Origin of the sequence: Blautia glucerasea (assembly GCF_020537505.1) — a bacterium.
GTDB lineage: Bacteria > Bacillota > Clostridia > Lachnospirales > Lachnospiraceae > Blautia_A.
The window spans coordinates 165,446-190,533 of the sequence record NZ_JAJBMO010000002.1 but is presented as its reverse complement, the minus strand read 5'-3'; the positions used below and the strand labels follow the sequence as shown (position 1 = coordinate 190,533).

31 protein-coding genes are annotated in these 25,088 nt (G+C 49.2%); all 31 read left to right on the top strand.

Annotation, left to right across the window (positions count from 1 at the left end; genetic code table 11):
- Nucleotides 1-5 precede the first annotated feature (5 nt).
- The 31 genes from LIQ05_RS02360 (at nt 6) to LIQ05_RS02210 (ending at nt 24,932) form a co-directional block, all read left to right on the top strand.
- Nucleotides 6-245 carry a DUF6148 family protein gene (locus tag LIQ05_RS02360; RefSeq protein WP_114002364.1) on the top strand — a complete coding sequence of 80 codons (240 nt, stop codon included), beginning with the start codon at nt 6-8 and terminating at the stop codon, nt 243-245.
- Between the two features lie 16 nt (nt 246-261).
- On the top strand, nt 262-1,878 hold the full coding sequence (locus LIQ05_RS02355) for a phage portal protein (protein ID WP_114002363.1): 1,617 nt from the start codon (nt 262-264) through the stop codon (nt 1,876-1,878).
- On the top strand, nt 1,862-3,088 hold the full coding sequence (locus tag LIQ05_RS02350) for a head maturation protease, ClpP-related (RefSeq protein ID WP_114002362.1): 1,227 nt from the start codon (nt 1,862-1,864) through the stop codon (nt 3,086-3,088). The genes LIQ05_RS02355 and LIQ05_RS02350 overlap by 17 nt, the downstream gene beginning before the upstream one ends.
- A 1-nt stretch (nt 3,089) precedes the next feature.
- Complete coding sequence (locus tag LIQ05_RS02345) at nt 3,090-3,479, top strand: head decoration protein (RefSeq protein WP_114002361.1); 390 nt, start codon at nt 3,090-3,092, stop codon at nt 3,477-3,479.
- Nucleotides 3,480-3,494: 15 nt separating this feature from the next.
- Entirely contained in the window at nt 3,495-4,526 is a 1,032-nt protein-coding gene (locus LIQ05_RS02340) for a major capsid protein (protein ID WP_114002360.1), read from the top strand.
- Nucleotides 4,527-4,544: 18 nt separating this feature from the next.
- Nucleotides 4,545-4,943, top strand: a complete 399-nt coding sequence (locus tag LIQ05_RS02335) for a hypothetical protein (protein WP_114002359.1) — start codon at nt 4,545-4,547, stop codon at nt 4,941-4,943.
- Between the two features lie 11 nt (nt 4,944-4,954).
- On the top strand, nt 4,955-5,281 hold the full coding sequence (locus tag LIQ05_RS02330) for a hypothetical protein (RefSeq protein ID WP_114002358.1): 327 nt from the start codon (nt 4,955-4,957) through the stop codon (nt 5,279-5,281).
- Nucleotides 5,278-5,865: a phage tail protein gene (locus LIQ05_RS02325; protein WP_114002357.1), complete on the top strand. Its 588-nt coding sequence runs from the start codon at nt 5,278-5,280 to the stop codon at nt 5,863-5,865. Before LIQ05_RS02330 ends, LIQ05_RS02325 begins: the two co-directional genes overlap by 4 nt.
- Nucleotides 5,866-5,868: 3 nt before the next feature.
- A complete protein-coding gene (locus LIQ05_RS02320) occupies nt 5,869-6,336 on the top strand; it encodes a hypothetical protein (protein WP_114002356.1) in 468 nt (155 codons plus the stop codon).
- The gene (locus tag LIQ05_RS02315) at nt 6,329-6,592 is read left to right on the top strand and encodes a hypothetical protein (protein WP_114002355.1); all 264 of its coding nucleotides are present in this window, start codon (nt 6,329-6,331) and stop codon (nt 6,590-6,592) included. The genes LIQ05_RS02320 and LIQ05_RS02315 overlap by 8 nt, the downstream gene beginning before the upstream one ends.
- 140 nt (nt 6,593-6,732) lie before the next feature.
- Entirely contained in the window at nt 6,733-8,070 is a 1,338-nt protein-coding gene (locus LIQ05_RS02310) for a phage tail sheath family protein (RefSeq protein ID WP_181824098.1), read from the top strand.
- Complete coding sequence (locus LIQ05_RS02305; RefSeq protein ID WP_114002353.1) at nt 8,070-8,585, top strand: phage major tail tube protein; 516 nt, start codon at nt 8,070-8,072, stop codon at nt 8,583-8,585. The genes LIQ05_RS02310 and LIQ05_RS02305 overlap by 1 nt, the downstream gene beginning before the upstream one ends.
- A 19-nt stretch (nt 8,586-8,604) precedes the next feature.
- A complete protein-coding gene (locus LIQ05_RS02300) occupies nt 8,605-9,009 on the top strand; it encodes a phage tail assembly protein (RefSeq protein WP_022118243.1) in 405 nt (134 codons plus the stop codon).
- Nucleotides 9,010-9,138: 129 nt separating this feature from the next.
- Entirely contained in the window at nt 9,139-13,272 is a 4,134-nt protein-coding gene (locus LIQ05_RS02295) for a phage tail tape measure protein (RefSeq protein WP_226818262.1), read from the top strand.
- Nucleotides 13,273-13,287: 15 nt separating this feature from the next.
- Nucleotides 13,288-13,497: a tail protein X gene (locus LIQ05_RS02290; protein WP_022119241.1), complete on the top strand. Its 210-nt coding sequence runs from the start codon at nt 13,288-13,290 to the stop codon at nt 13,495-13,497.
- Between the two features lie 3 nt (nt 13,498-13,500).
- On the top strand, nt 13,501-14,766 hold the full coding sequence (locus LIQ05_RS02285; RefSeq protein WP_226818260.1) for a LysM peptidoglycan-binding domain-containing protein: 1,266 nt from the start codon (nt 13,501-13,503) through the stop codon (nt 14,764-14,766).
- Nucleotides 14,767-14,779: 13 nt separating this feature from the next.
- Nucleotides 14,780-15,271 (top strand): hypothetical protein, encoded by a 492-nt coding sequence (locus tag LIQ05_RS02280; RefSeq protein WP_114002351.1) that lies wholly within the window; start codon nt 14,780-14,782, stop codon nt 15,269-15,271.
- 17 nt (nt 15,272-15,288) lie between these two features.
- Entirely contained in the window at nt 15,289-15,678 is a 390-nt protein-coding gene (locus tag LIQ05_RS02275; protein WP_022118181.1) for a phage tail protein, read from the top strand.
- A 13-nt stretch (nt 15,679-15,691) separates the two neighbouring features.
- The gene (locus tag LIQ05_RS02270) at nt 15,692-16,000 is read left to right on the top strand and encodes a hypothetical protein (protein ID WP_022118182.1); all 309 of its coding nucleotides are present in this window, start codon (nt 15,692-15,694) and stop codon (nt 15,998-16,000) included.
- Nucleotides 15,993-17,150: a baseplate J/gp47 family protein gene (locus LIQ05_RS02265; RefSeq protein ID WP_114002350.1), complete on the top strand. Its 1,158-nt coding sequence runs from the start codon at nt 15,993-15,995 to the stop codon at nt 17,148-17,150. The genes LIQ05_RS02270 and LIQ05_RS02265 overlap by 8 nt, the downstream gene beginning before the upstream one ends.
- Nucleotides 17,143-18,048, top strand: a complete 906-nt coding sequence (locus tag LIQ05_RS02260) for a phage tail protein (RefSeq protein ID WP_114002349.1) — start codon at nt 17,143-17,145, stop codon at nt 18,046-18,048. The genes LIQ05_RS02265 and LIQ05_RS02260 overlap by 8 nt, the downstream gene beginning before the upstream one ends.
- 17 nt (nt 18,049-18,065) lie before the next feature.
- Nucleotides 18,066-18,398, top strand: a complete 333-nt coding sequence (locus LIQ05_RS02255) for a hypothetical protein (protein ID WP_114002348.1) — start codon at nt 18,066-18,068, stop codon at nt 18,396-18,398.
- Between the two features lie 16 nt (nt 18,399-18,414).
- The gene (locus LIQ05_RS02250) at nt 18,415-18,906 is read left to right on the top strand and encodes a hypothetical protein (protein WP_114002347.1); all 492 of its coding nucleotides are present in this window, start codon (nt 18,415-18,417) and stop codon (nt 18,904-18,906) included.
- Entirely contained in the window at nt 18,906-19,079 is a 174-nt protein-coding gene (locus tag LIQ05_RS02245) for a hypothetical protein (RefSeq protein WP_181824097.1), read from the top strand. Before LIQ05_RS02250 ends, LIQ05_RS02245 begins: the two co-directional genes overlap by 1 nt.
- On the top strand, nt 19,076-19,435 hold the full coding sequence (locus LIQ05_RS02240) for a hypothetical protein (protein ID WP_114002346.1): 360 nt from the start codon (nt 19,076-19,078) through the stop codon (nt 19,433-19,435). The genes LIQ05_RS02245 and LIQ05_RS02240 overlap by 4 nt, the downstream gene beginning before the upstream one ends.
- Nucleotides 19,428-20,489 (top strand): hypothetical protein, encoded by a 1,062-nt coding sequence (locus tag LIQ05_RS02235; RefSeq protein WP_226818258.1) that lies wholly within the window; start codon nt 19,428-19,430, stop codon nt 20,487-20,489. The genes LIQ05_RS02240 and LIQ05_RS02235 overlap by 8 nt, the downstream gene beginning before the upstream one ends.
- A gap of 69 nt (nt 20,490-20,558) precedes the next feature.
- Nucleotides 20,559-20,978: a diversity-generating retroelement protein Avd gene (gene avd, locus LIQ05_RS02230; protein WP_226818256.1), complete on the top strand. Its 420-nt coding sequence runs from the start codon at nt 20,559-20,561 to the stop codon at nt 20,976-20,978.
- 354 nt (nt 20,979-21,332) lie between these two features.
- Nucleotides 21,333-22,460: a reverse transcriptase/maturase family protein gene (locus LIQ05_RS02225; RefSeq protein ID WP_226818254.1), complete on the top strand. Its 1,128-nt coding sequence runs from the start codon at nt 21,333-21,335 to the stop codon at nt 22,458-22,460.
- 55 nt (nt 22,461-22,515) lie between these two features.
- A complete protein-coding gene (locus LIQ05_RS02220; RefSeq protein ID WP_226818253.1) occupies nt 22,516-22,779 on the top strand; it encodes a hemolysin XhlA family protein in 264 nt (87 codons plus the stop codon).
- 38 nt (nt 22,780-22,817) lie between these two features.
- Nucleotides 22,818-23,141: a hypothetical protein gene (locus LIQ05_RS02215; protein ID WP_022119801.1), complete on the top strand. Its 324-nt coding sequence runs from the start codon at nt 22,818-22,820 to the stop codon at nt 23,139-23,141.
- A gap of 3 nt (nt 23,142-23,144) precedes the next feature.
- Complete coding sequence (locus LIQ05_RS02210; protein WP_226818251.1) at nt 23,145-24,932, top strand: glucosaminidase domain-containing protein; 1,788 nt, start codon at nt 23,145-23,147, stop codon at nt 24,930-24,932.
- The last annotated feature ends 156 nt before the right edge of the window (nt 24,933-25,088 follow it).

Sequence of the window (25,088 nt, the reverse complement as noted above, 5' to 3'; positions counted from 1 at the left end):
ATAAGATGGCGTTAAGTAGAGTGAAACAGGAACGCCTGGAAAGACTGAAAAAGCGCTTAAATCTGTACTATGAAGCAGAAGAAGCCGTTTTATTAAACCAGGAATACGTGATCGGAACAAAAAGTCTGAAACGTGCGGACTTATCCACGATCCGGGCAACGATCAAAGACATAGAAAAACAGGTTGAACAGTTGGAAGCCGGCGGAAGGAATTTCGCCGGTCGTTTTATTCCACGGGATATTTGAGAAAGGCGGTGCAAAATTGAATATTTTCGACAAAGCGGTCGAGATTGTCAACCCGTCCGCGGCACTCCGCCGGACACAAGACCGGTTCAAATTGCAAATGATCCGTTCCTTTCAAAATTCCGGGTATGACGAGTCGGGCGCTTCCAGAAATAAAAATTCTATGCGTGGATGGCTGGCAAACAGCAAGACACCACAGGAAGACATCGACAAGAACCTTCCAACCTTGCGGCAGAGATCCCGAAGCCTTTATATGTCCGCGCCCCTGGCGGTGTCGGCCATTAAGACAAACCGAACAAACATCGTCGGCCAGGGCTTACAGTTAAAAAGCACGATCGACGGCGACTATCTGGGAATGAGCCGCCAGGAAAAAGAGCGCTGGCAGAAGGACGCGGAACGCGAATTCGCCTTGTGGGCGGACTCAAAGTTTTGTGATTCTACCAGGGTAAACAATTTTTACGAGATCCAACAGGTCGCGTGTATGTCCTGGCTGATGAATGGCGACGCTTGCGTCCTTTTAGAGTACGACAAGCCCTATAAATTTTACCCGTATGGCCTACGAATTCACCTGATCGAAGCAGATCGCATAAGCACGCCACACCAGACCGGAAACAGCGTGTATTTGTACGCCACGGATCCAAACACCCACAACCGGATTTATAACGGCGTGGAAGTGGACGATTCCGGGAAAATCGTCGCCTATCACATTTGTAGCACCTACCCGAACAGCACACTTCGGGCGGAAAAGAAATGGACAAGGGTAAAAGCCTTCGGAGATAAGACCGGATCCCCGAACGTGCTTATGATTTACGAGACGGAACGCGCGGAACAGTACCGCGGCGTCCCGTATCTGGCGCCGGTTATCGAAGCGTTGAAGCAGTTGACGCGGTACAGTGAAGCCGAAATGATGGCGGCCGTTATCAATGGTTTTTTTACCGTCTTTATTACATCGGAGAACGGGACGTCGGACATCGGGTTCGGCGGCGTTGTGGATGACGAAGACAGTGTTTCCAGTGATCCGACAAGCTATGAACTAGGCCCTGGCATGGTGAACGTCTTAAATCCGGGCGAAAAGGTCGAGATTGCGGACGCGAAACGACCGTCAACGAATTTCGACGCCTTCGTGACGGCCCTTGCGAAGTATGTCGGGGCCGCGCTTGAAATTCCGGTCGAACTTCTGACGAAATCCTTTACTTCCAGCTATTCCGCTTCCAGGGCGGCACTTCTGGAAGCCTGGAAGGCGTTTCGAATGAAAAGAACCTGGTTAGCGGCTGATTTATGCCAGCCGATTTATGAAATATTCCTGACGGAAGCAATCGCAACCGGACGCCTGAAAGCGCCCGGTTTTTTCCTGGATCCGATGATTAAAAAAGCCTATTGCGGCGCACAGTGGAACGGGCCTAGCCAGGGAATGATTGATCCAGTGAAGGAAGTCGCGGCGGCAGAAAAACGAATCAATGTCGGACTTTCAACCAGGCAGAAGGAAACCGTCGAACTGACCGGCGGCGACTTTGAAGCAAATATCGCGCAACTTGCAAGGGAAGGCGAAATGATGAAGGAAGCCGGCCTTGTATCAGTTCAGAGCGCGGAAACAATCACAGAAAAGGAGAAAAAGGAAGATGGAGAAGAAGACTAAACCGGCCCGGTTTACGAACGCCGTTCCGGCCACAGCTTCCCAGGCGAACAACAAATTCTGGAATTTCGTTGATTCCGGCGGTGACAGTGCGGAATTACAGTTATTCGGAACGATTTCGTCCGAAGAAGACTGGTGGAGCGACGATTGTGTCACATACCGGAATTTTATCAACGAATTAAAGGCCCTGGGCGACAAGAAAAACATTAACGTCCTGATCCAGTCGGGCGGCGGCGATGTATTCGCGGCAAATGCCATTTATACCGCCCTGATTCAGAGCAAAGCGACAATCACGGCGACCGTGATCGGTCTTTGCGCCAGCGCGGCGACGATTATCCTTCAGGCCGCCAGTACACGCCGGATCGCAAAGAACGGCGTCCTGATGGCCCACAATCCTAGCGTAACCCTTTACGGATCTTATACGTCCGCAGAGTTGGGAAAGTTGGCAGAAGTCACGGACAAGGTGAAAGAAAGCATTATGTCCGTATATCGCGACCGCCTGGGAAAGACGGACGATGAAATCGAAGAATTGATGAACAAAGAAAGTTGGTACGTCGGCCAGGAAGCGATCGACAATGGTTTTTGCGACGAACTGATCGAAGACAGCTTTCAGAATTCCTACACGGACAAGAATGTCCTGACAGCGAACGGGATCGGATATAATTTCAAGAATTTTGTAAATACATTCGCGCCCGATGAAGTTCGGAAGAAGGTTCAGAATCTTTCTAAAACGCCGCAGAAAGAAACCGGAACTTTTTCAAATACACCAACAACACAGAAAGGAAATAGTGAAATGGGAATGACACCAGCAACGGCGGCGCCGGCTATCCAGGACGCCGCACAGTTAAGAACCGCTTATCCCGATTTTGTAAATCAGATCGTGGAAGAAGCAATCAAGGCAGAACGTGACAGACTCAAAGACATTGATTCTATCGCGAACGGTATTCCGAACGACGTTTTGATGAAAGCGAAGTACGAAGAACCACTTTCCGCCGCAGATCTGGCCCTTGCACAGTTACGCGCAAACAACCAGGCCGGACAGAAAACATTAAACAACCTTACCGACGACCTGGCAAACTCCGGCGCTGGAAGCGTTGGAACCGTTCCGAATGTTGGAAACGACGGCGGAAGCCAGCAGAAGGCCGAACAGAGAGAAGCCAAAGTCGGCGGTTTAGTCAACGCCTTAAAGGGCGACAAGAGAAGGGGGAAATAATATGCAGTTATTCAACAAAAACGAAGGCACATTCACACCGGACGCGCTGATCGTTTCCCCTGATTTCCCGATCCTGACAGGGGGAATCGGCCTGAAACGCGGCCAGGGAGTATTGAAACGCGGAACCGTAATCGTGAAGGGAACTGACAAGAACGGCTATATCGCCGGAACAACGGTTTCTTCCGTGACAATGAAGGCGTTCGGTATTCTTACCGACGACACGGACACCGGATCCGCCGCCGAAGGCGACAATATTCCGGCAGTATGCTATATTACCGGCCATTTCAACCGCGGCGCCGTTGCGGTTAAGGCTGGCGCAACTATCGACACTTACGAGGACGAGTTGAAAGGAATCGGGATCCACCTTGCAAACGTCCAGAAATACGAATAAGGGGGTAAGAAGACAATGCCTGATTATACAACCCGTGAAATGATGGACGCGATCGACCAGACGCCGCCCGTCCGCACATTTTTACAGAAAACCTTTTTCCCTGGCGAGGAAACCCACGTCACCGAAAAGGTAGAATTTGACGTGAGAAAAGGAAAACGCGTCATGGCGCCGCTGGTAAGTCCTAGAGTCGGCGGAAAAGTAATCACACGCCAGGGTTTCCACACAAACAGCTTCACTACACCAAAAATCGCGCCGGAAAGACCGCTGACCGTCGATGATGTTTCTAAACGCGCGATCGGTGAGAATGTTTACAGTCAGAGAACACCGGAAGAACGCGAGGACGAACTTCTTTCTAAGGACATGACAGACCTGGAAGAAGCAATCGCAAGAAGAAAAGAGTGGATGTGCCGCCAGATCCTCTATGAAGGAAAAATCGACGTGGTGGACGAGGAAGAAGGCGTTGACGTTCAGGTCGATTTCGGCTTTTCGAACATTACTGTCCTGGGAGCCGATCAGGACTGGGCGCTTGCGACCGTCAATCCACTTCCTACCCTTCGCCAGATCAGAAAGAAAATCATCAAGGCGACCGGAAAAGCCCCGGACATTGCGATCTTTTCTTCCGACGTGATCGAGAAGTTCACAACGAACCCGTTCGTCGAAAAAGCTATGAATATGCTGAACATGAAGAACATCGTGATCGAACCGCGTGTCGTGGATCCGGCCCTTACTTTTTACGGCCGTATCGCGGAACTTGACCTTGATATTTACACCTACGACGAGTGGTTCTTAAATGACGAGGGCGAAGACGAAGCGATGATCCCGGACGGAACCGTCCTGATGGGCCATTCCGACGGCGAAGGCCAGATCGAGTATGGAGCAGTTACCCAGATGGAAGACAAGAAGTTCCAGACTTACGAAGGACGCCTTGTTCCGAAGCAGTACGCCGACGAGAAAAACGAGGTTAAAATGCTTCGCCTGACTTCCAGGCCGCTTCCGCGTCCGTTTGATGTGGAGTCCTGGGCGGTTATCTATGTAAACAGATCTTAATGAAGGGAGTGTCAACAGATGGCATACAGAACAAAAGTTGAAGTTCGGACAAATGGCAAGGTTTACGCGCCCGGATCCATTCTTCCGACCGATATGTCAAAAATCGACCTGGATTTTCTGAAAAAAAGAAAATTCATCGAGTTAGTGGAGATCGACGAGCGCGTGGCCGCCGCCGATGAAATCGAGGAAGACGACGAGGACGGCGCCGACGGCGATATGTTCGACGAACTGGCCCCTGGCGGCTATAAAAGCGCCGATGAAGTAAGAAAGATCCGCACAAAGAAGGAACTTTACGCTTACGCGCTTTCAATCGGCCTTGACCTGGGCGACGATTACGAGGAAAGAAAAGTGGGCGATCTGGCCGATGAAGTAATCAATTTCCAGGAAGAAAAAGAAGCCGAAGCCGACGCGGAGTAAGGGCCGGAGCCATGAAGTCGTTTAAGGAACAGCTTGAAAAAGACCTTGACAGTGTTTTCTTCAACATGAACGAATTCGCAGAAACCCACATGATCGACGGAAAAGAAGTCCCCATTGTCCTGGATAATGACCGCATTATCGAGTTGAGCATGGGAAAAACCGTCGAGACACGCGGAATCTTCACGGACGACATTCTGTTCTTCGTGCAGAAAAAAGACCTGGATTATGAGCCGGTCGCCGGCCAGCACATGGAATTTGACGGCGAGATATACCCGATTTCTGACGTGAAGGAAGATTTCGGCGGCTACACTATTATTTTAACGGGGAACCAGGATTGATCGTCCAGAAAATCGAAGTCACGGGAATTGAGGACGTCGAAAAGCGTCTGGGAAATCTGAAATCGAAGGCGCCGCTGGTCGTTGCCAGGGCGATCAACCGCGCGACAACCAACGTCAAAAAGAACATGGCGAAGGAAACTTCGGGAAAGTATTTCGTTTCCAGTGGCGACGTGAAGAAAACAATCACGGTCACAAAAGCGACAAAATCCAGCCTGAAAGCCGCGGTTATTTCGAACGGAACCGGGATCGCCCTTTCAAAATTCAAGGTAAGTCCCGGAACACCCGTCCGGTATCGCGGAAAAAACAGATCCCCAAAGGTCTACAAGGCCGGAGTTGAGAAAGCCGGCGGCGTAAAGCCATTAGACGGCGATCCGAAGTCGTTTATCGCGATTATGAAATCCGGCCACAAGGGCGTTTTTACACGTACCAGCGGCCGAAGCCTTCCGATCAAGCAGTTATACGGCCCGTCTGTTCCACAGATGATAAAAAATGAAAAAATTATGAAGGCTATTAACGACGACGCGAACGAAACGCTTCAAAAGCGAATTGACGCGGAAATCGCGAACCTGTTACGGAAGGGGTAAGAAATGCAGACAGACATTTTTTTACAGAAAGCCCTTGTCGATGAAGTGAAGGACGTTCTGAAAGGCTACACCACATTGAACAACGGGGAACCCGTGAAATTCAATGTATATCCGCAGAATTTACCGGCGAAGAAAGGGAAAAATGACGACGATCATTTTCCTTATGTGCTGGTGTGCCTTGATGAAGAAGTGATCCAGGATGAAGACGGCGACAATATTTGTTCGGTTTATTTCCTGGTCGGCCTGAACGACAAAAACGAGAACCGGCAAGGCCATTTTGACGTTGCAAATGTTCTGAATTTGATTTCAGAACGATTTTTGAAGAAGCGGCTGATTTCAGACCGTTTCAGAATTCAATTCCCGGTTTCAAAAAAGTTCCAGGAAGACGACACCTGGCCGAAATTCTTCGGCGGCATGACGACTTTGTGGACGGTAAACAAACCGATGATAGAGGAGACAGAATATGACTAATAAAAAAGTTATGTACATGGGGCCTACTTTGCGCGGCGTGGCAAGAAGCGGATCCGTTTTCGAAAACGGACTTCCGGCGAACCTGTCTAAACTGGCAGAAAAAAAGCCCATCATTAAAAACCTGATCGTTCCACTGGCCGAAACAGTGGAAACAAAGAAAGCAATCGACACGGAAGGAACGGCCGAAGCCGTGGCATACGACAAGATCGAAGCCCTTTCCAGAAGTGAGATTGAAAATATCCTGAAAGGAGAGTAAAAGCAATGTCTAATTACAAACATGGTATTAGAACCGGCCGTCAGGCGACCGCGATTTCAAATCCGGTCACTTCTGACGGCTGTATTCAGTGTGTAGTCGGAACCGCGCCGGTCAACCTGGCCGCCGATCCTTACGACACAGTGAACAAACCGTTCGCGTGTCTGAAAAAAGAAGACGCAGTAACCGCCCTGGGCTATTGTAGCGACTTCGCAAATTACACACTTTGTCAGAGTGTTTACGCGACATTCAACATTTTTGCGGTTGCGCCGCTGATCCTGATTAACGTCCTGGATCCGAAGAAGCACGTCAAGGCGTCTGTTTCTAAGACCTACACGGTCGAGGGTGGAAAGATTGTGATTGATGAAGAAGGAATCCTTCTGGATCAGTTAAAGATCGCGAACGAAGACGGAACAACGACCTACAAGGTCGATGAAGATTATGTCGCTTCCTTCACTTCTGACGGAACCGTGGCTGTTTCCATCGTGAAGACAGGCGCGGCGAAATCTGAAAAGAGTCTGAAAGCGTCCTTCGTTCAGTTAGATCCTTCCGCGGTAACTTACGAAGACGTGATCGGTTCCATTGACGCGGTCACAAAGAAGAAAACCGGCATGGAACTGGTAAACATGGTTTACCCGAAATATGGCTATGTTCCTTCTTTACTTCTGGCCCCTGGCTGGTCGCATATCCCGGCCGTGGCCCTGGCCCTGGACGCGAAGGCGTCTTCTATTTCCAGCCTTTTCACCGGAAAAGTGGTGATGGACGTCGATTCCGCAGAGGGAAAGGCCGATTCCATCGACAAGGTGAAGGAATTTAAGGATAACAACGCCATTTCCAGCCGCGGCGAAATCACTATGTGGCCGATGGTAAAGGTCGGCGACTATAAACTGTACTATTCCGCCATGATGGCCGCGAATTTGCAGTATTTAGCCGCAAACAACAACGGCGTTCCGTCCCGTTCCCCATCCAACAAGGACGCGAAGATCACCGGCTTATGCCTGGCGGACGGTTCCGAAGTCCTTCCTGATATGGACGAAGCAAACGATTATTGTAACGCTTGCGGAGTTGTTACCGCTATCAATATGAACGGCTGGAAGAACTGGGGCAATAATACCGCGGTTTATCCGTCTTCCACAGATCCGATCGACCGCTGGATCAACATTGTAACAATTTTCGACTACATCGAAAACAACTTCAAACTTACATTCTTCGAGAATGTGGACGACCTGACGAATTACCGCCTGATCGACGAGGTTGTTTCCGGCTTCAATATGCAGTTGAACGGTTTACAGGGATCCGACGACATCGCCGGCGGCGAAATCACTTTCAACCACGACGAAAACCCGATCGCAAATATCCTGAATGGTTCTATTAAGTTCCACACGAAGATCGGCGGATATACGCCGGCCGAAGATATTTACAATGTCTTCGAATTTGATCCTACCATCACACAGAACGCACTTGAAGGGGGTGGCGAATAATGGGCTATAAGATTCCAACAGTCTTAAACAACTTCAATAGCTACGGAGCCGGCCACAAGTACGTCGGGGTTTCCAACGAAGTAACACTTCCGAACTTCGAGTATATGACAGAAACCATCGACGGGGCCGGAATTGCCGGCGAAATCGAAGAAGCAATCGAAGGCGCTTTCGGTTCCTTGGAAACGGAAACAAGCTTCGGCAATATCAGCCGCGAATACTTCGATTTCATTACCCAGACCGGACAGATCACTTACCGCGGATCCATGCAGGTATTAAACACCGCAACCCAGACAAACGATTTTGAAAGCATTGTCGTAACGACAAAGGGAAAAGTCAAGGCGTTTGACCTGGGATCTTTGAAGAAGGGCGGCAAGGGCGAACCGAAAGTCACCCGTGAAGTTACTTACTGCAAGATCACAATCGCCGGAAGTACCGTCCTGGAACTTGATAAATACAACATGATCTGGAAGCTGAACGGCGTTGACCGTTTACAGAAAGTAAGAAGCCAGATTTAGGAAAGAGAGGAAATAAGCAATGACAGAGAACAAAGAGCAGAAAAGAGAAGACATGATCGGCGGCGATGAAATCGCAGTCGTTCCGGCAAACGAGGAAATCGCCGACACCCTTCTTCCGAAGAAGGAAGAAGAAGACGAGTTGATCGTCAAATTCAGAAAGCCCTACAAATTCGAGGACGACACGTTCACAGAATTAGATCTTCACGGGCTGGAAGATCTGACCGGACGTACATTGACGGCCATCGAAAAGGCTTTCAACAAGACCGGTGTATCTAGCTTCGTACCTGAAAGCACAACCACATACGCGAAGATCGTCGCTACCAAAGTGACCGGACTTCCGGCGGAGTTTTTCGAAGATCTTCCGGCCGCAGAGATCCAGAAGATTAAAAACGCCGTTGTGGGTTTTTTATACAAAGACGAGTAAGGTACGATTCCGGGGCCGACATTCAAAAAACGGCCGTCCATCTTGCGATGGCAACAAACACCGGAATAGATTTTTTCACAGATCTTCCGCTTGACGAGTATATCGACATAGCAAAGGAAGTGAGCGAAATTGGCAAAGAAAACAAGCTACGAACTGGCGCTTGAAATCGGTGGAAAAATCCAAAGTTCACTCACGAAATCGGTTAGTGGAGTTAATAACAAATTAGATTCAATCGGAAAAGCCGCAAAAACGGCCGCGAAGATAGCAACAGCCGCCTTCGCGGCCGTAAAAATTGGCGATTTTGTCAAAGATGCGGTGGACACATATTCGGAATTTAACCAGGCAATGGCCGAAACGGCCGGTATTGCCGGAGCGACCGAAGATGAATATAAACAGCTTCAAGCGGCGGCCCAGGAGATGGGAAAACGCACGACTAAGACAGCCACGGAAGCCGCCCAGGCATTAGGTTATATGAGTTTGGCCGGCTGGAACGTGAATGATTCTATTTCGGCGCTGGAACCGGTTCTTCGCTTGTCGGAAGCTACTTCGATGGATCTAGCCACCTGTTCGGACTTGGTAACTGACTCAATGAGTGCGTTGGGCCTGGGCGTTGACGATCTGACAAATTACTTGAACGTCGCTGTCCAGGCGAATAACAAATCGAACACAACCGCGCAAGCCTTAATGGAAGCGATGATCGGTTGTGGTGGCGCCGCAAAATCGGCCGGTATGGACTACAAGCAGACCGCCGCGGCCCTGGGTATCCTTGCGAACAATGGTATCAAGGGAGCGGAAGCCGGAACGGCTTTGAACTCTATGCTGGTTCGAATGACAACGAAAGACGTCGCGCAGAAAGCATTTAAGGAACTGGGCGTTTCTATTTACGATAGTTCCGGCGCAATGCGGAATATGCAAGATATTCTTGTGGAATTAAACGGCGCGATGTCTGGATTGTCCCAGGAACAGAAAAACAACTACATGGCGGCAATCGCCGGCACGAACTATTATACCCAGTTCGGCTATTTGTTGGAAGGCGTCGCAGAAGGCGCAGACGGGGCCGCGTCCACCTGGACACAGCTAACGGAAGCCTTCGATAATTCCGACGGCGCCCTGGACGCAATGGCCAACACCATGACGGACACGTTACCGGGAGCAATGGCGATTTTTGGTTCGGCGGTCGATGACGCTAAAATTCGATTGTGCGAGGTATTTGCGCCACTTGCAAAGGACGCAATCAAAGGGGTTGCTGATGTGATCCCGTCGATTACTGACCGCGCGGTCGGCGTTGCACAGTCATTTTATAACACAGTCGTTCCGGCGGCGGAGAATTTCGCGAAGAAAGCAATCGCGGCCTTTAACCAGGCGAAGCCAGCTTTTGACGAAATTCGCACGAAAGCCACGGACGCATTTATTTTTTTACGTGATACGGGAATCACGGCCTTCGAGAATATCAAGGCGAAAATTGAAGAAAACAAGCCAGCGATCGACAAAGTGATCGCGGTCGCCCTGGATCTGAAAGACAAATTGTTCCAGGCATGGGAGATAGTGAAACCGGCCATTTCCCAAATTGCAACGGTCGCAATCCCGGCCGTTATCGGGGCCATGATGAAAGTTATCGGGGCCGCGGCGACAGTTTATCAGAAATTAGATGAATGGGGACTTCTTATCCCGATTATTACCGGAATCGCCGGAGCAGTTGCGGCGGTGAAGATGGTTGAATTCGCAAAGGACACTATGAACACGGTAAAAGCCGTCAAGGCCCTTGTGGTAGTGTTTGGCGCGGAAAAGAAAGCTATGATCGTGAACCTTGCGTTGAAAGCAAAGGACAGGCTGGAAACGGCCTATCTCTACGCATTATACGCAAAGGACGCAGTTGTTAAGGGAATCAGCACAGCGGCCACATGGGCGCAGACGGCGGCCTTGACAGCCTGGAACGCGATTTGTGCGGTCGGAACGGCCGTTACTTCGGCGCTGGGCGTGGCTTTCGCATTTCTAACAAGTCCGATTGGACTTGTATGTGTGGCAATCGCGGCGGTTATTGCGATCGGCGTGTTGCTATATAAAAACTGGGACACCGTGAAAGAAAAGGCGTCACAGTTGGGCGACTGGATCGTCGGCGTATTTAACAACCTGAAAGAAAAGGCTTCGGCCGCAATTCAGGAATTCGCAGACAAATTCCCGGTTGCTTTTGCGTTCCTTTCGTCTGTATTCGAAAGTTGGAAACAGACGATCACAAATATCTTTTCGGGCGTGAAACAGGTCTTCCAGGGCGTCGTTCAGTTTATTAGCGGCGTCTTCACGGGTGACTGGTCGAAGGCCCTTGACGGACTGAAAAATATCTTTTCAGGTGCATTTCGCGCCCTGTCTTCGCTGGCGCTGGCGCCCCTGAACGCGCTGAAAGGCGTCGTCGTGGGTGCTTTTAACGCGATCGACACAGCGACAGGCGGAAAGTTATCTGTAATCAAAAACAAGGTTTCAGACGCGTTTTCGTCCATCAAAAAAACAGCCGGATCCATCATGCAAGCGGCGAAAGATACGATTTCTGAAAAGCTATCGAATATCAAGTCCGCGTATGAGGAACACGGCGGCGGAATTAAGGGAATCGCCGCGGCGGCAATCGAGGGCGTAAAAGGCTACTACACGGCCGGATATACCTTCATAGATAAATTAACGGGCGGAAAATTGACCGCGATCAAGGAGAAATTCTCCAAAATCTGGTCGCAGATTTCCGAAAAGGTAAGTGAAGCCTGGACGACGATAAAAAATATCGTGAAAGTCGGGGTTATGCTGATCGGCGAAATCATTTCGGCCGCTTTTCAGATTATCACGCTTCCGTTCCAGTTTATCTGGCAGAACTGCAAGGACACGATCCTTTCAGCCTGGGAGTTTATCAAATCAACCGTTTCGGACGGAATTCAGAAGGTCAAAGACACGATTTCGTCTTTCCTTTCTCCGATCGTAAACGCGGTTTCGGGCGCCTGGTCGTCCGTAAAATCAGCCACAAGTTCGGCCTGGTCGGCGGTGAAATCCGCGACAAGTTCAGCCTGGACGGCGGCGACCGGTTATATTTCCGAAAAAATTAACGGCGCGAAACAGGTTGTTTCGTCCGTGACTTCAACGATCAAATCAACCGCTTCGGCGGCCTGGTCGTCCGTAAAATCAGCCACAAGTTCGGCTTGGTCGGCGGTATCGTCGGCAACAAACACAGCCTGGACGGCGGCAAGCGGCTATATTTCGAACAAAATTAACGCCGCGAAAGCGACCGTTTCTTCGGTTGCTTCATCCATTCGATCAACCGCTTCGGCGGCCTGGTCGGCGGTATCATCCGCGACAAATTCAGCCTGGACAACGGCGACGGGTTATATCTCAAACAAGATTAACGCCGCGAAAGCGACAGTTTCTTTGGTTACTTCGTCCATCCGGTCAACCGCTTCGGCGGCCTGGTCGGCGGTGTCGTCTGCTACAAGTTCAGCGTTTGAAAATGTCCGGGCAACTATGAGCAACAAAATAAACACAGCGAAGGCGAATGTGTCGTCGGCATTATCGGGAATCCGTTCGGCCTTTTCTTCCGGCTTATCCGCCGCGAAGAACACGGTCACAAGTATTTTCGGGAATATCGTGTCGGCGATCAGTGGAAAGATGGAATCGGCGAAAAACGCCGTATCAAACGCGATCGGCGCATTAAAAAGCAAATTCAACTTTTCCTGGAGCCTTCCAAAGCTGAAACTTCCGCACGTTTCTATTTCGGGCGGTTTTTCAATCAATCCGCCTTCTGTTCCCCATTTCGGGATCAGTTGGTATAAAAACGGTGGTATTTTAGACAAACCGACCATCTTCGGGGCAAGTGGAAACAACCTTTTGGGCGGCGGAGAAGCCGGCAAAGAAGCGGTTCTTCCGCTGACTGAATTGTGGTCGAATATGAAATCCATCGTCGCCGGAGTCGTCCAGGGCAACCAAAACGACGGCGCGGCTTCTATTTTCGACAGAATGAAACAGCTTGTCGGAATCCAGAGCAACGGCCAGCCGGCGGAATCAGTCACGAAACAGCTTTACAACAACGTGACAACCAGCAACACAACCAACAAAACGAAGGAAGATAATTCTTCAACGGATAGTTCGAAATTTGTCTATTCGCCTTCGGTTGTGATCCAGGGCAACGCAAGCAAGGAAGACGTGAACGAAGCCCTTGAAATGTCACAGCAGAAGTTTAATGAAATGATGGACAGATGGAAGAAGGGGAAGGAAAGGACTTCATTCGCATAAAGAAGGGGCCATGATATGGACGAAAAAAGATACTACACAACCGTTTCTGGCGATATGTGGGACTCTATCGCCTACGCTTTTTATGGCGACGTGAAATACATCGGCTTACTGATGGACAGCAACCCCCAACTTCTGGACATTTCCGTGTTTTCCGATGGCACTCCGGTTTATATCCCGGAGTTGCCGGAAGAAAGCGACGAAGACCTTCCAGAATGGAGAGTGTAAGCCATGCAAGCGCGACAGTCTTATGTTTCCGTGAAATACAACGGAAAGGACATCACAAAGAAAATAACCGATTATATAGAAGGCTTCGAGTATGTGGACAACGCGAGCGGTACGGCCGACACTGTTTCCTTGAAATTAAACAACCGAAGCGGCGTCTGGTGGGGCGGCTGGATCCCTATTCAGGGCGACTATGTGGAAGCTACCATCAAGACAACAAACTGGAACAAAGAAGGCGACAACCGAAGCCTGAATTGTGGTTATTTCCTGATTGACGACCTGGGATATTCCGGGCCGCCGCAAATTGCCACGATCGGGGGCATAGCGACACCGATCAACACGGATTTCAACGTCACGAAGAAATCGAAGACCTGGAAGAAAACATCAGTCAAAGGAATTCTTTCGAGCATTGCCGCAACGGCAAAGATCGGCTTGTATTTCTCCGGCCAGGACTATTCGATCGACGAAATGGAGCAATCCGACCAGACGGACGTTGAATTCGCTTTCAGTCTTTGCGCGTCTTACAACCTGGCTATGAAATTATATAACCGGAAAATGGTTGTATTCGATCAGACGGACTATGAAAAGAAGGCGGCCAGTCTTTCACTTGACCGGTCAAAATGTTCTTCCTGGTCGGCCACTAAGAGCATGACGCGGCTATATGACGGCGTTCAGATCTGCTATACAGATTCTAAGAAAAATAAGACGCTGAAATATAAATTTATGATGAGGAACGGATCAAGGATCCTGAAACTGAATGAAACCGCGGAAAGCCTTCAAGACGCGGAAATCAAGGCGAAGGCGAAACTGTTAGAGCATAACAGAAAATGCCAGTCTATTAACGTGAAAACAAGGGGCGATGTGAAGTATATCGCTTGTAAAAATATAAAAATGTCCGGCTTCGGCAAACTGGACGGGAAATATTATATTGACACCGTGACACACACAAAGGACGCCAGCGGCGGTTATACCGTAAACCTTGATATGCACCTATGCGTGATTGTAAACGGCGTCACAGTTGCGACCGTGGAGTCCGGGAACACTACAAAGAAAGCCGCCAGCAGTTCCACGAAGGCGAAGACCTACACTATTGTAAGCGGCGATACCTTGTGGAGAATTTCAACAAAATTCCTGGGATCCGGTGCTAAGTATATGCAGATTTATAACACAAATAAATCGACTATTGAGTCGGCCGCGAAATCACACGGAAAATCATCGTCAAGCAACGGTCACTGGATCTGGCCGGGAACAGTCCTGACGATTCCAGGATAAAGAAAGGGGACGCATGAGCGATATTATAAGAGTTGGCTATATTTCGGCGATTAACTACACGGACGGGACGGCCCAGGTCGTCTATAAAGACCGTGACAATGCCGTTTCGCCGTATATGCCGTTTTTCTCAAATGAATTTGATCCGCCACCGGTTGAAACCCTTGTGTATGTGGTACACCTGGAAAACGGCGGAACGCGCGGCGTGATTCTTCCGCCGCCGTATGCAGAAGGAAACCGGCCGCCGGAAGGCGTCGCCGGGATCTGGCGAAAAGATTTCGGGGACGGAAGCTATATCCGGTACGATAAGAAGGCGAAACGCCTTGATGTGGTATCGGATAGCGTGAACGTCGAAGGATTGAATGTTTCCGGGAATCTGACGGTCGGCGGCAATGCAACCGTAACTGGCAAGATCAGTGCCGGAAGCATTTCGGCAAAATCAATCAGCACGACCGGAAATGTCCATGTGGGCGGCAACCTGACCGTTTCCGGCAGTTATCCGACATAGGAAGGGCGGTGATGTAAATGATCGGATATTTCGGGGACATTATCTTCGAAACCAGCGACAAGAAAATCTGCAATTTCAATGATTTCAAACAGGCCGCTTCCGCGAACTATTCCGAACACAGTCGTTACCGGAAGAAATCGGAACGGGAATTCATCGGCCCGAACAACGAAGGCGTGTCGTTCACAATGAAGATCCGCGCCGGTCACGGTGTACGGCCCCGTATTATGAAGGACAAACTGATAAAGTATTGTGAAAGTGGAAAAGTTTGTCCGCTAGTAATTGGCGGCCACAAGATCGGCGGCGGAAAGTGGACGGTTGATTCCATCGACGCAAACTTTAAGGAAGTGTGGAACCGCGGCGAACTTGTTTCCGTCGAAATCGCCGTAACGGCCACGGAATACTATTAAGGGGGCGCGAACGATGATTGAAATTGACGGCGTACAAATTGTAATGAATAGCGAAGTGGAGCTTTCCCTTCGTCAAGAAATCATGGAAAAGGTGTCTTTTATTTTATCCGTTTTGAAAGGCACTATTCCGATGAACCGGGAAGTCGGGATTGATCCTGATGTTATATCGGCGCCGGCCTACCAGGCCCAGAACCTTTATACCATTTCGGCGATCGAAGTTGTCGAAGAATTCGAAGATCGCGTTTCGGTCGATGAAGTCCGGTTCGAAGCAAATGGAAACGGAAATTTAATTCCGAAGGTGGTGCTTGTATATAATGGCTGATGAAATCCAGAAACTATATGATCTTCCCGACGTATCGTTCATAGACGACATTACATTCGATCAGATCTTGAATGAAAATATTACAAACTGGCAAAATGAATATGAACAGGAAACCGGGAAGAAAAAGATCCTTCGCCCAGGCGATAAAGAATACATTCAGTTAAAGATTGAAGCCGGCCAGTGGTTCCAGATGTATAAACAACTTGACTTTGCGGCAAAACAGAACCTTTTGAAGTATTCAACCGGCGATTTTCTGAAACATTTAGGATCCATGAAAAAGACCTTTATCAACGAACCAAAGGCGGCAGTCACAACGGTTCGTTTTATTTTGTCTGAAATCCGCCGCGAAGTGGTTTATATCCCGGCCGGAACCAGAGTCACCGCCGGGGACGGAATTTATTTTGCGACCGACGACTTCGCAGAGGTCACGGCCGGCGCGGATCATATCGACGTCGATTGTACGTGTGAAACGGTCGGAACGGTCGGGAATGATTATATTGTCGGTCAAATTGAAACCCTGGTCGATCCGGTTCCTTATGTGGCCGAAGTTACAAACATAACGAAGTCAGAAGGCGGAGCCGGAGAAGAAACGGAAGAAAACTTCCGTGAACGAATTTTCCTGGCCCCGTCGTCCTATTCCACAGCCGGCCCGTCTGACGCTTACGAATACTGGGTGAAACAGTACAATTCGGCGGCGATCGAGGATGTGAAGATCTACGAGCCGGAAGACGCGGTTGTGGACATCCGAATTCTTCTGAACGGCGGAGAATTACCAACACAGACGTTTTGCAACGGCTGTCTGGCATATTTGAAAAACAACCCGATTATTCCGCTTACAGACAAAGACCAGATCGCGCCGCCTGACGTCGTGAAATATGATATTAAGGCGACTTATTATATTGGCCGAAGTGACATTAACAATCTGGCGGCCATTAAGAGTGCGATCGAAGCCGCAAAAGATACATATATCGAGTGGCAAAAAACAAAGATCGGCCGGGACATCAACCCGGACACCCTGACAGAATTTGTCAGAGCCGCCGGCGGAAAGCGCGTCGCTATCGAATCCCCGGCGTTCCAGGTTGTCCCGGAAACATCCGTCGCCCAGGAAAGAACGATCGAATTCATTTACGGGGGCGTTGAAAATGATTAGCCTTCACGATTACCGGACAGAAGACGCGCTTCCGGCAGAAATGAAGACACCTGAACGCCTGGCTTCGTGCCGGGTGTTTGATATTCAGAAAAAGAAATTCATGGAACGGTTGCGCCGGGTGTATATCTGGGCGGATCTGGATAAGGTCGAAGACGACAAGCTGGACTTCCTGGCAGTTGAAAGCCGTGTTCTGTTTTATAACACGTCGCTTTCGCCGGAAATCAAAAGAAGTCTGATCCGAAATTCGATTTACTGGTACATGAAACTAGGAACCAGCCAGGCCATGACAGAAATGATCGACACCGTGTTCGGCGACAATAACACATCAGTCGAAGAATGGTACACATACGCCGGAGCGCCTTTCCATTTCCGAATTGCAGTCGGAACGGAAGTGACGCAGACTTCCATAAAAGAATTTCTGAATTATTTGAATAAAGTTAAAAATGCGCGTTCCCGTTTCGATTACATGGCTTTTCAGAACGGGATCACGCTTAAATTTTTCGATAAATCAGAGTACCAGACGTTTTTCTATACCTTTTGCGGTGATTTCGAGTGTGGCACATATCCGGCGGCCGCGGTTGGATTTATCCCGACCGAAGTTCAGCTTTCGCTTGAAGCAGAGGGAGAAGAAGCGTTCGCAGAGTACACGCCAGCCGGAACCACGCCGGACATTTCAACCGGCTTGCATTTATCCGAAGTTACAGTCGATCTTGAAGGCGCCACCGACGGACAGACAATCGTTTATCCGACGGACAGCGACCAGGAAACCGGTTCTTATCCAGATCCGGCGACCGGTCTTGTGCTGGCGGAAAGCGGCGTTTCCGTCGCGCCTGAAAGCGAAGGACTTAACTTATATTATGACAGCACCGCGGAGAAATACGCCGCGGACGAAGAATGAAAGGAGATCGAAACAGCATGACAGAAGGAAACTATATTCCTTTAACGGACGAAGCAATCGACGACGTGAAGGAATATCTGAAAAAGGTTGTAGCTTACGCGGAATACCGTTCCGGGAACACCTGGACAAAAATTCCGATCGACCATGTGGAAACTTTATCCGATGGCCGGATCGCGATCTATGTTATGTTCGATCATAACGCCCCGGATTCTATTACAGGAATTCGCTTCTATCATCGCGGCGGCTTCTTATGGGCCGGCGGTAACGAAAGCCTGAACAAAGAGGAATTCGACGAAGGCGTCATGTATCGTTATACGATCAAAATTGTACAGTCTTCGGGGAATGAGTAGAAAGGAGCGATAAAAGATGTATATTCCGGTTTTTTGGAAAGACCGAATTGTCCAGTACCCTAGACGGGTTTCCGTCGTGGATCTGGGAAACGGTGTGAAAGAATGGACGCCGGCCCCTGGTGAGATCCACCAGAAAGGCACACAGCAGAGCGCGACCAACTTCGGAAACGAAGACATGGGAATCCTGGAAGGAAACCTGATCGCGGCCACGAACGCCATTCACCTTCGACTTATCCAGGAATCAGTTGACGATCTTCGCGGCCAGGTATTAACGGCGACACTCACAAATTCGCTGAAATATCCGGCGACCAATTCCGCGAAGACGATCACCCTTCCGAAGATTGTCAATAAGACCGATTACAAGGTCGATATTGAGGTCGCGGAAGCGGACGGCCCGGTCGAGTATGCAGAAGTATTCGACAAGGCCCTGAACGCCTTTAAGGTGCGTTACTATGGTAGCGCCAAAAATGTAACATTAAAACTTCATGTAATCGGGGGACTGTACTAATGCCAGCAAATGTAATTATTAAATCAGACGAAAGACGCGCCCAGGAATCCGCGATGTTACGCGCCTTCGGTGGCGGCCACGAAGGCAATTCAGCCGCCCAGAATCGCGAATACGCGGAAGAAATCAACGCGCGAATGAATGATGTAAAAAGAGAGGTGGGAATGAGACGATGAAAATTATCGAAGCAAACGAAGGCCAGAAGATTTCCTATTCCACAACGAAAACCTGGCTGAACGTCGGCGATCAGATCATGCTGAATCTGAAAAAATACGAAGCCGACAACGACGTCCATATCGACATTACTTCGGATATGGCCGGCAACCTGGAAACCGGTGTCGGTCTTCTTTATGTGGCACAGGTGGACATTCCGGCCAGAGCCTACACAGAAGAAGAAATCCCGAACCCGGACTATTCCGAAGAAACAGAAAACAGCCAGAAAACAATTATCAAGCGCGATCCGGTTCCGTTCTCTATGGACAACGTGACCTTGACACTGTTCGCGCTGAAAGAAGGTGTGATCTATGAATAATTACCAGTTTGACAGCCTGAAATTCGCCACGGAAGGATTGACTGGCGGCGGTTGTACCATTATTTCGGACGTCAAGGGCCTTCCGTCCTTTATGATCCCGTTTAATAAGCGCACAAACGCCCAGTTATTCGACGGCGGAAGCGAAAAGACGCATTCGGCCTTTGTGGTTGACGATGTGGAATACAAGCGCTTCTTTTTCAGCAAATTTATTAACTGTATTGTGGACGGCCTGGCCTATTCCTGGCCGCTGGTGGATCCGAAAGCGTCCATCAATTACGACGCGTCACACGCGGCTTGTAATGCGAAGGGAACGGGCTGGCATTTAGCGTCAATCCCGGAACGTGCGGTCATTAACCATTTGATCTATAAATCCGGTTTTATTCCGCGCGGAAACACCCAGTACGGAAAACACCACACATACACCTATGAGGTGGGCGAGACAACCGCAACCGAAAGCGACGGATCGGGCGGAACAAGAACAACCAGAACCGCGACCGGATCCGGCCCGGCGACCTGGTTCCATGACGGAACGCGAAACGGTATCGCCGACTACGTGGGCGACGTCTGGAAATGGATGTCCGGCCTTAGAATTTACAAAGGCGAAATCCAGATCTTCGTCGGCAACCTGGCCGCGAAACAGGTTTCACACCTTGCCACGTCCACATATTGGAAGGCCATTCTTCCGAATGGTAGCCTGGTAGAACCTGGAACACCTGGCACCTTGAAATATACAAAGGATTTCAAGATCGCAACCGATACCGGCGCGGCCGGCAGTACCTACACGGCAAACTTCGGAAATCTTGTGGCCGGAACCGGCGTGACAACGATCCCGGAGATCTTGAAGGAATTATTCCTTGCACCGGTAAGCGGCGTCACACATACCGGCGCTTTTTGGATCGACAACCAAGACGAACGCTTGCCGTTTGTCTCTGGCAGTTTCAGCAACCCTTCGGACGCTGGCCCTTCCGCGTTGCACTTGAACAACCCTCGTTCGAGCGTCCGGGCGGGCCTCGGCTTCTTCTCCGCTTTTATGGAGTTGGAATCTGCAATCTGATAGCCGTGTTCTGTTTGGGGCTACGATAGTAGCCCCTATATTTTTGAAACACAAGAAAGGATTGCAACAATGGGAAATATGCGAAGATACGGGGCGCCAGGAAATCCCGAAACCGACGAGGGACGGGAACAACGAAGCGGCCTGATAATTCTTCAAAGGTCAAAAGACCTTATGAAATATCTGTACACTTCTTTTGTGAAATATCCCAGAAGTGAAAAGCTGGGTTTTGTGGCGGACTATAAAAAGTGTCTGTTTCAATTCCTGATTCTTATAATCACGGCACAAAAGAAGTATTTCAAGAAAACGACACTTCAAGACGCGGACGTTCAGCTTAAATTATTGCGAATGTTCAATGATTTGTCGTATGACATGAAATTTGTAGACGAAAAGCGTTACATACTGGTTTCAGAAAAGTTATGTGAAATTGGGCGGCTACTCGGCGGCTGGATCCGATCACAAAAGGAAACCAGCACAAACACCGGAAAATAATTTCCGGCAGAGGGAACAGGTCAAAAACGCTTGCCGATTGTCTCTGGCAGTTACAACAACACTTCGAACGCTGGCCCTTCCGCGTTGAACTTGAACAACCCACGTTCGAACGTCAGGACGAACATCGGCTTCTTCTCCGCTTATCCTTTTAGCCAGACGGGAAAGTTTACGGACTTTTCACAGTGCAAGAAAGGGAAAAGGGATCTGTTTCAGTTCCGGCCATAACGCCGGAGAAATTAAATTTGCTGATAATGCGGTTAGTACCTGGCGAAAGCCAGTGAAGGGCGTAACGATCAGCGCCGCGCCCACGCCGAAAGCAAGGGCGCACAATTCCAACGAAAGGAATTAACCACAATGAAGACTTTCGACATTACGCACGAAGAAATCATCGACCCGTCGAACCTACTTGAAGCGGATCGCAACGCTTCCCAAGGCAAGCACAACCGCGACGAAAACTTGAAATTCTCCGCGCATAGGGAAGAAGAAATCATTGATCTCACGAATCGACTAACATACTACCCGAAAGACGGGATCCCAGGGAATCCGCTTGAATCGTCCTATCGTGTCGGTAAGTACCGCATGAAACAGATTTATGAGCCGAAGCCCAGAATTATCATGGCTTTACAGTACCGGGATCGTGTCGTTCAATGGGCGTATTACCAGAAACTAAACCCTTTATTCGACCGGCAGTATATAACACATAGTTACGGTTGCCGGAAGGGTAAGGGAACCGTCAAGGCAAGAAAACAGTTACAGATCTGGCTTCGGAAGGTCAACCGGAGTCCGAAACACTGGTACGTCTTAAAACTTGACATTGCAAAATACTTTTACCGCGTCGATCACGAAATCCTTATGAAGATCTTGAAAAAGCACATCAAGGACGAACTGATTCTTCGCGACCTGGACAAACTGATAAATTGCGAACATACCGCCTTCGGCCTTCCTTCCGGCGTCCAGCCGGAGTTGTGCAAACAAGAAGACTGGCTATACAATCGCGGTATGCCGATCGGAAACCTGACAAGTCAAATGTTCGCGAACATTTACTTGAACGAATTGGATCAGTTTTGTAAACACGTTTTTCATATCGAAAAATATATTCGGTTTGTAGACGATGTGATCGCACTTTTTGACAGTAAGGAAAAGGCGTTCGCGGCAAGGGATGAAATCGAAAGATTTCTGAATGAAGAATTGCACCTTGAATTAAATAACAAGACATCAATCCGACCGGCTTATCTTCCGGTAACATTTGTCGGCGCCCTTATTACGCCGCTGACAATCCGCGTTCGAAAATCGACACGACAAAGAATGTATCGCCGGATCCGGTTCATTCAGAAAATGTTTGAAATGGGCCAGCTTGCATGGGAGAAAGTCAACAACACTATGCAAAGTTATTTCGGCCTGATAAGCCACTTCACGGCCGGAAACCTTCTCCGAAAGATTATCGACGAATTTTCTTTCCGGGTTCCAGATAACAATTCATAGCCTGGCGTTTTGCCGGGTTATTTTTGTCTAATAATCAGGAAAGGGGGTTCACGGTATGGAAGCAGAATTTGAAAGAGAAGTTCTTGATCGACTTATCAAGATTGAAGGAAAACTTGACGGTTACAATAACGCAAAAGTCAAGACCTATGAGAACGAAAAAGAAATTCTTCAAATCAAAAGCGATCTTGAAGACGTCCAGAAGACCGTCACAGATCTTACTGAATCGAATAAATGGCTTTTCCGAACTGTCGTGGCGGCTATTATCGTCGCGGCCATCGGACTTTTAACAACCATTGTTCGAACCGGCGTCGGATTATAACTGAAAACTATTTTTACACCAGAAGGGAGAAAAACAACATGAACATTGAATTTATCATCGAAAACGCTTCAAAAATTATCCTGATTGTGGCCGCAATCTGTACATTGATTTCGGTTATCACAGAGTTTACAAAGGGGATCGGCTTCCTGGACAAGATTCCGACAAAGTTCCAGGTTCTTATTCTGTCCCTTGTAATTTGCGTGATCGGCTTCTTTGCTTACCTGTCTTACGCGTCAATCGCGTTCGTGTGGTATTACCTGGTAGCCGTCATTTTCGCGGCGTTCATCGTGGCGATCGTGTGTTGTAAGGGCTGGGACTATTTGTTCGAGATCTGGGCCAGATTTTACAGAAAGAAGGACTAATCAATGTCGGAAAAAGATTTTGTTACCAAAATCGCGCCGTATGCCATGAAAGACGCGGAAGCAAGCGGAATACTTGCTTCCGTAACAATGGCACAGGCAATTTTAGAAAGTGGTTACGGCTCTACTGACCTGGCCGTGAACGCGAACAACCTTTTCGGAATGAAGTGTTCTTTAAGTGGGAACACCTGGAAAAGCGTCTGGGACGGTACTTCGAAATATACGAAGACCACAAAAGAACAGAAGAAGAACGGCGAAGAATATTCCGTCGTTGCCGATTTCCGCGCATACCCGGACATTCAGGCCAGTATAAACGATCATTCGCTTTATTTGCTGGGCGCCATGAAAGGAGCCGCAAAGCGGTATGAAGGACTTTCTGGCGAAGCAGATTACAGAAAGGCGATCCAGATCATCAAAAACGGCGGCTACGCCACCGACGTAACATACGTCGAAAAGATCTGTTCCATCATTGAACGATGGGAACTTCACAAGTACGATGTAAAGGAGAGTGAAGACAAAATGAGCATTGAAATCAAAGAAAATCTTTTAACAAACAGCCCTTGTTATAGGGACGGCCGCAGAATCACACCGGCCGGCGGTATGCTTCACAGTATCGGTTGTCCACAGCCAGATCCGAAGGTTATCGCGAATAATTTTTCCGTTTCAACGGGCGCGTGTGTCCATGCGGTCGTCGGAAAAGCCGCGGTCGTTTTACAGCTTTTACCGTGGAACTTCCGCGCCTGGCATTGTGGATCCGGTTCGAAGGGAAGCGGAAATAATTCACTTATCAGTATCGAAATGACAGAGCCGGCAACCATCAAATACACGGGCGGCTCTTCCTGGATTGAAACAGGCGACGGAAGCAATACGAAGGCCCATGTCCTGGCAACCTACGCGAACGCTGTCCAGTTCTTCGCGTACATCTGCAAGAAATACGGCTTCAATCCTGAAAACAGCAATGTTTTAATGAGCCACCGCGAAGGCCACGCGAAGGGAATCGCTTCGAATCACGGCGATCCAGAACATATCTGGAACAAATACGGTCTGACAATGGATCAGTTCCGAAAGGATGTTAAAAAGGCAATGTCCGGCCAGACCGTCACAACCGTTCCTTCCGCGCCAGTAGACAACACCAGCGACGACAAGAGCAACCAGAAGATTAACGCCCTGAACGGAACTGTTACGGTCATTTACAAGGGCGCTGACGGCCTGAATATCCGAAAGGCGCCTAGCTACACAGCCGCCGTCGATCAGATCGTACACGAAGGCGTGTTCACGGTTGTTGGAATTTCCGCCGATGAAAAGTGGTACAAGCTGAAAAGCGGCCTGTTCATTACCACGATCCCGGATTATGTTTCCTTCAAGGCCACCCAGGAACAGAAGGAAAGCACAGCCGGAACCGGCTATTTCCGTGTTCGTAAGTCCTGGGACAAGGCCGACACCCAGATCGGCGCCTTCAAGCAGAAGGAAAACGCGATCGAACTTTGTAAACAGAATAGCGGTTACAAAGTCTTCGACAATTCAGGAAAAGAAATTTATCCTTGCGTTGCCGCCGCGAATGAATCCTTCGTGTTCCGCGTGAAGATTCCTGATTTACGGATCAGAAAAGGCCCTGGCACAACTTACGACTACCACAAGAAAAACGGACAGGCGTTACACACTGGCGTCGGATCCTTTACCATCGTAAAGACGAAGGAAGGCCCAGGCGCGAAGTTGTGGGGCTTGTTAAAGTCCTACGCGACGAACGAAGACGGCTGGATCGCCCTTGACGATGAATACGGTTCACGGGTGTAATACACTTTAGAATTTTGAATTTATAACAAATATTTACAACTTACACTTTACAGTTTATAAAATGTATGATACAATGGGCGCAAGGGAAGGGGGTATAAGGGGGAAACAAAATCCCCGGCCGATTCCCAGGCAGAACAGGCGGCGCGGAAATGCCCG

Coding starts and splice junctions, on each gene's coding strand:
- LIQ05_RS02330 (WP_114002358.1), top strand. CDS start 4,955: ATGAAGTCGTTTAAGGAACAGCTTGAAAAAGACCTTGACAGTGTTTTC.
- LIQ05_RS02305 (WP_114002353.1), top strand. CDS start 8,070: ATGGGCTATAAGATTCCAACAGTCTTAAACAACTTCAATAGCTACGGA.
- LIQ05_RS02260 (WP_114002349.1), top strand. CDS start 17,143: ATGATTAGCCTTCACGATTACCGGACAGAAGACGCGCTTCCGGCAGAA.
- LIQ05_RS02300 (WP_022118243.1), top strand. CDS start 8,605: ATGACAGAGAACAAAGAGCAGAAAAGAGAAGACATGATCGGCGGCGAT.
- LIQ05_RS02320 (WP_114002356.1), top strand. CDS start 5,869: ATGCAGACAGACATTTTTTTACAGAAAGCCCTTGTCGATGAAGTGAAG.
- LIQ05_RS02340 (WP_114002360.1), top strand. CDS start 3,495: ATGCCTGATTATACAACCCGTGAAATGATGGACGCGATCGACCAGACG.
- LIQ05_RS02285 (WP_226818260.1), top strand. CDS start 13,501: ATGCAAGCGCGACAGTCTTATGTTTCCGTGAAATACAACGGAAAGGAC.
- LIQ05_RS02345 (WP_114002361.1), top strand. CDS start 3,090: ATGCAGTTATTCAACAAAAACGAAGGCACATTCACACCGGACGCGCTG.
- LIQ05_RS02360 (WP_114002364.1), top strand. CDS start 6: ATGGCGTTAAGTAGAGTGAAACAGGAACGCCTGGAAAGACTGAAAAAG.
- LIQ05_RS02290 (WP_022119241.1), top strand. CDS start 13,288: ATGGACGAAAAAAGATACTACACAACCGTTTCTGGCGATATGTGGGAC.
- LIQ05_RS02265 (WP_114002350.1), top strand. CDS start 15,993: ATGGCTGATGAAATCCAGAAACTATATGATCTTCCCGACGTATCGTTC.
- LIQ05_RS02280 (WP_114002351.1), top strand. CDS start 14,780: ATGAGCGATATTATAAGAGTTGGCTATATTTCGGCGATTAACTACACG.
- LIQ05_RS02210 (WP_226818251.1), top strand. CDS start 23,145: ATGTCGGAAAAAGATTTTGTTACCAAAATCGCGCCGTATGCCATGAAA.
- LIQ05_RS02245 (WP_181824097.1), top strand. CDS start 18,906: ATGCCAGCAAATGTAATTATTAAATCAGACGAAAGACGCGCCCAGGAA.
- LIQ05_RS02240 (WP_114002346.1), top strand. CDS start 19,076: ATGAAAATTATCGAAGCAAACGAAGGCCAGAAGATTTCCTATTCCACA.
- LIQ05_RS02270 (WP_022118182.1), top strand. CDS start 15,692: ATGATTGAAATTGACGGCGTACAAATTGTAATGAATAGCGAAGTGGAG.
- LIQ05_RS02275 (WP_022118181.1), top strand. CDS start 15,289: ATGATCGGATATTTCGGGGACATTATCTTCGAAACCAGCGACAAGAAA.
- LIQ05_RS02350 (WP_114002362.1), top strand. CDS start 1,862: ATGGAGAAGAAGACTAAACCGGCCCGGTTTACGAACGCCGTTCCGGCC.
- LIQ05_RS02220 (WP_226818253.1), top strand. CDS start 22,516: ATGGAAGCAGAATTTGAAAGAGAAGTTCTTGATCGACTTATCAAGATT.
- LIQ05_RS02235 (WP_226818258.1), top strand. CDS start 19,428: ATGAATAATTACCAGTTTGACAGCCTGAAATTCGCCACGGAAGGATTG.
- LIQ05_RS02215 (WP_022119801.1), top strand. CDS start 22,818: ATGAACATTGAATTTATCATCGAAAACGCTTCAAAAATTATCCTGATT.
- avd (WP_226818256.1), top strand. CDS start 20,559: ATGGGAAATATGCGAAGATACGGGGCGCCAGGAAATCCCGAAACCGAC.
- LIQ05_RS02315 (WP_114002355.1), top strand. CDS start 6,329: ATGACTAATAAAAAAGTTATGTACATGGGGCCTACTTTGCGCGGCGTG.
- LIQ05_RS02250 (WP_114002347.1), top strand. CDS start 18,415: ATGTATATTCCGGTTTTTTGGAAAGACCGAATTGTCCAGTACCCTAGA.
- LIQ05_RS02225 (WP_226818254.1), top strand. CDS start 21,333: ATGAAGACTTTCGACATTACGCACGAAGAAATCATCGACCCGTCGAAC.
- LIQ05_RS02255 (WP_114002348.1), top strand. CDS start 18,066: ATGACAGAAGGAAACTATATTCCTTTAACGGACGAAGCAATCGACGAC.
- LIQ05_RS02335 (WP_114002359.1), top strand. CDS start 4,545: ATGGCATACAGAACAAAAGTTGAAGTTCGGACAAATGGCAAGGTTTAC.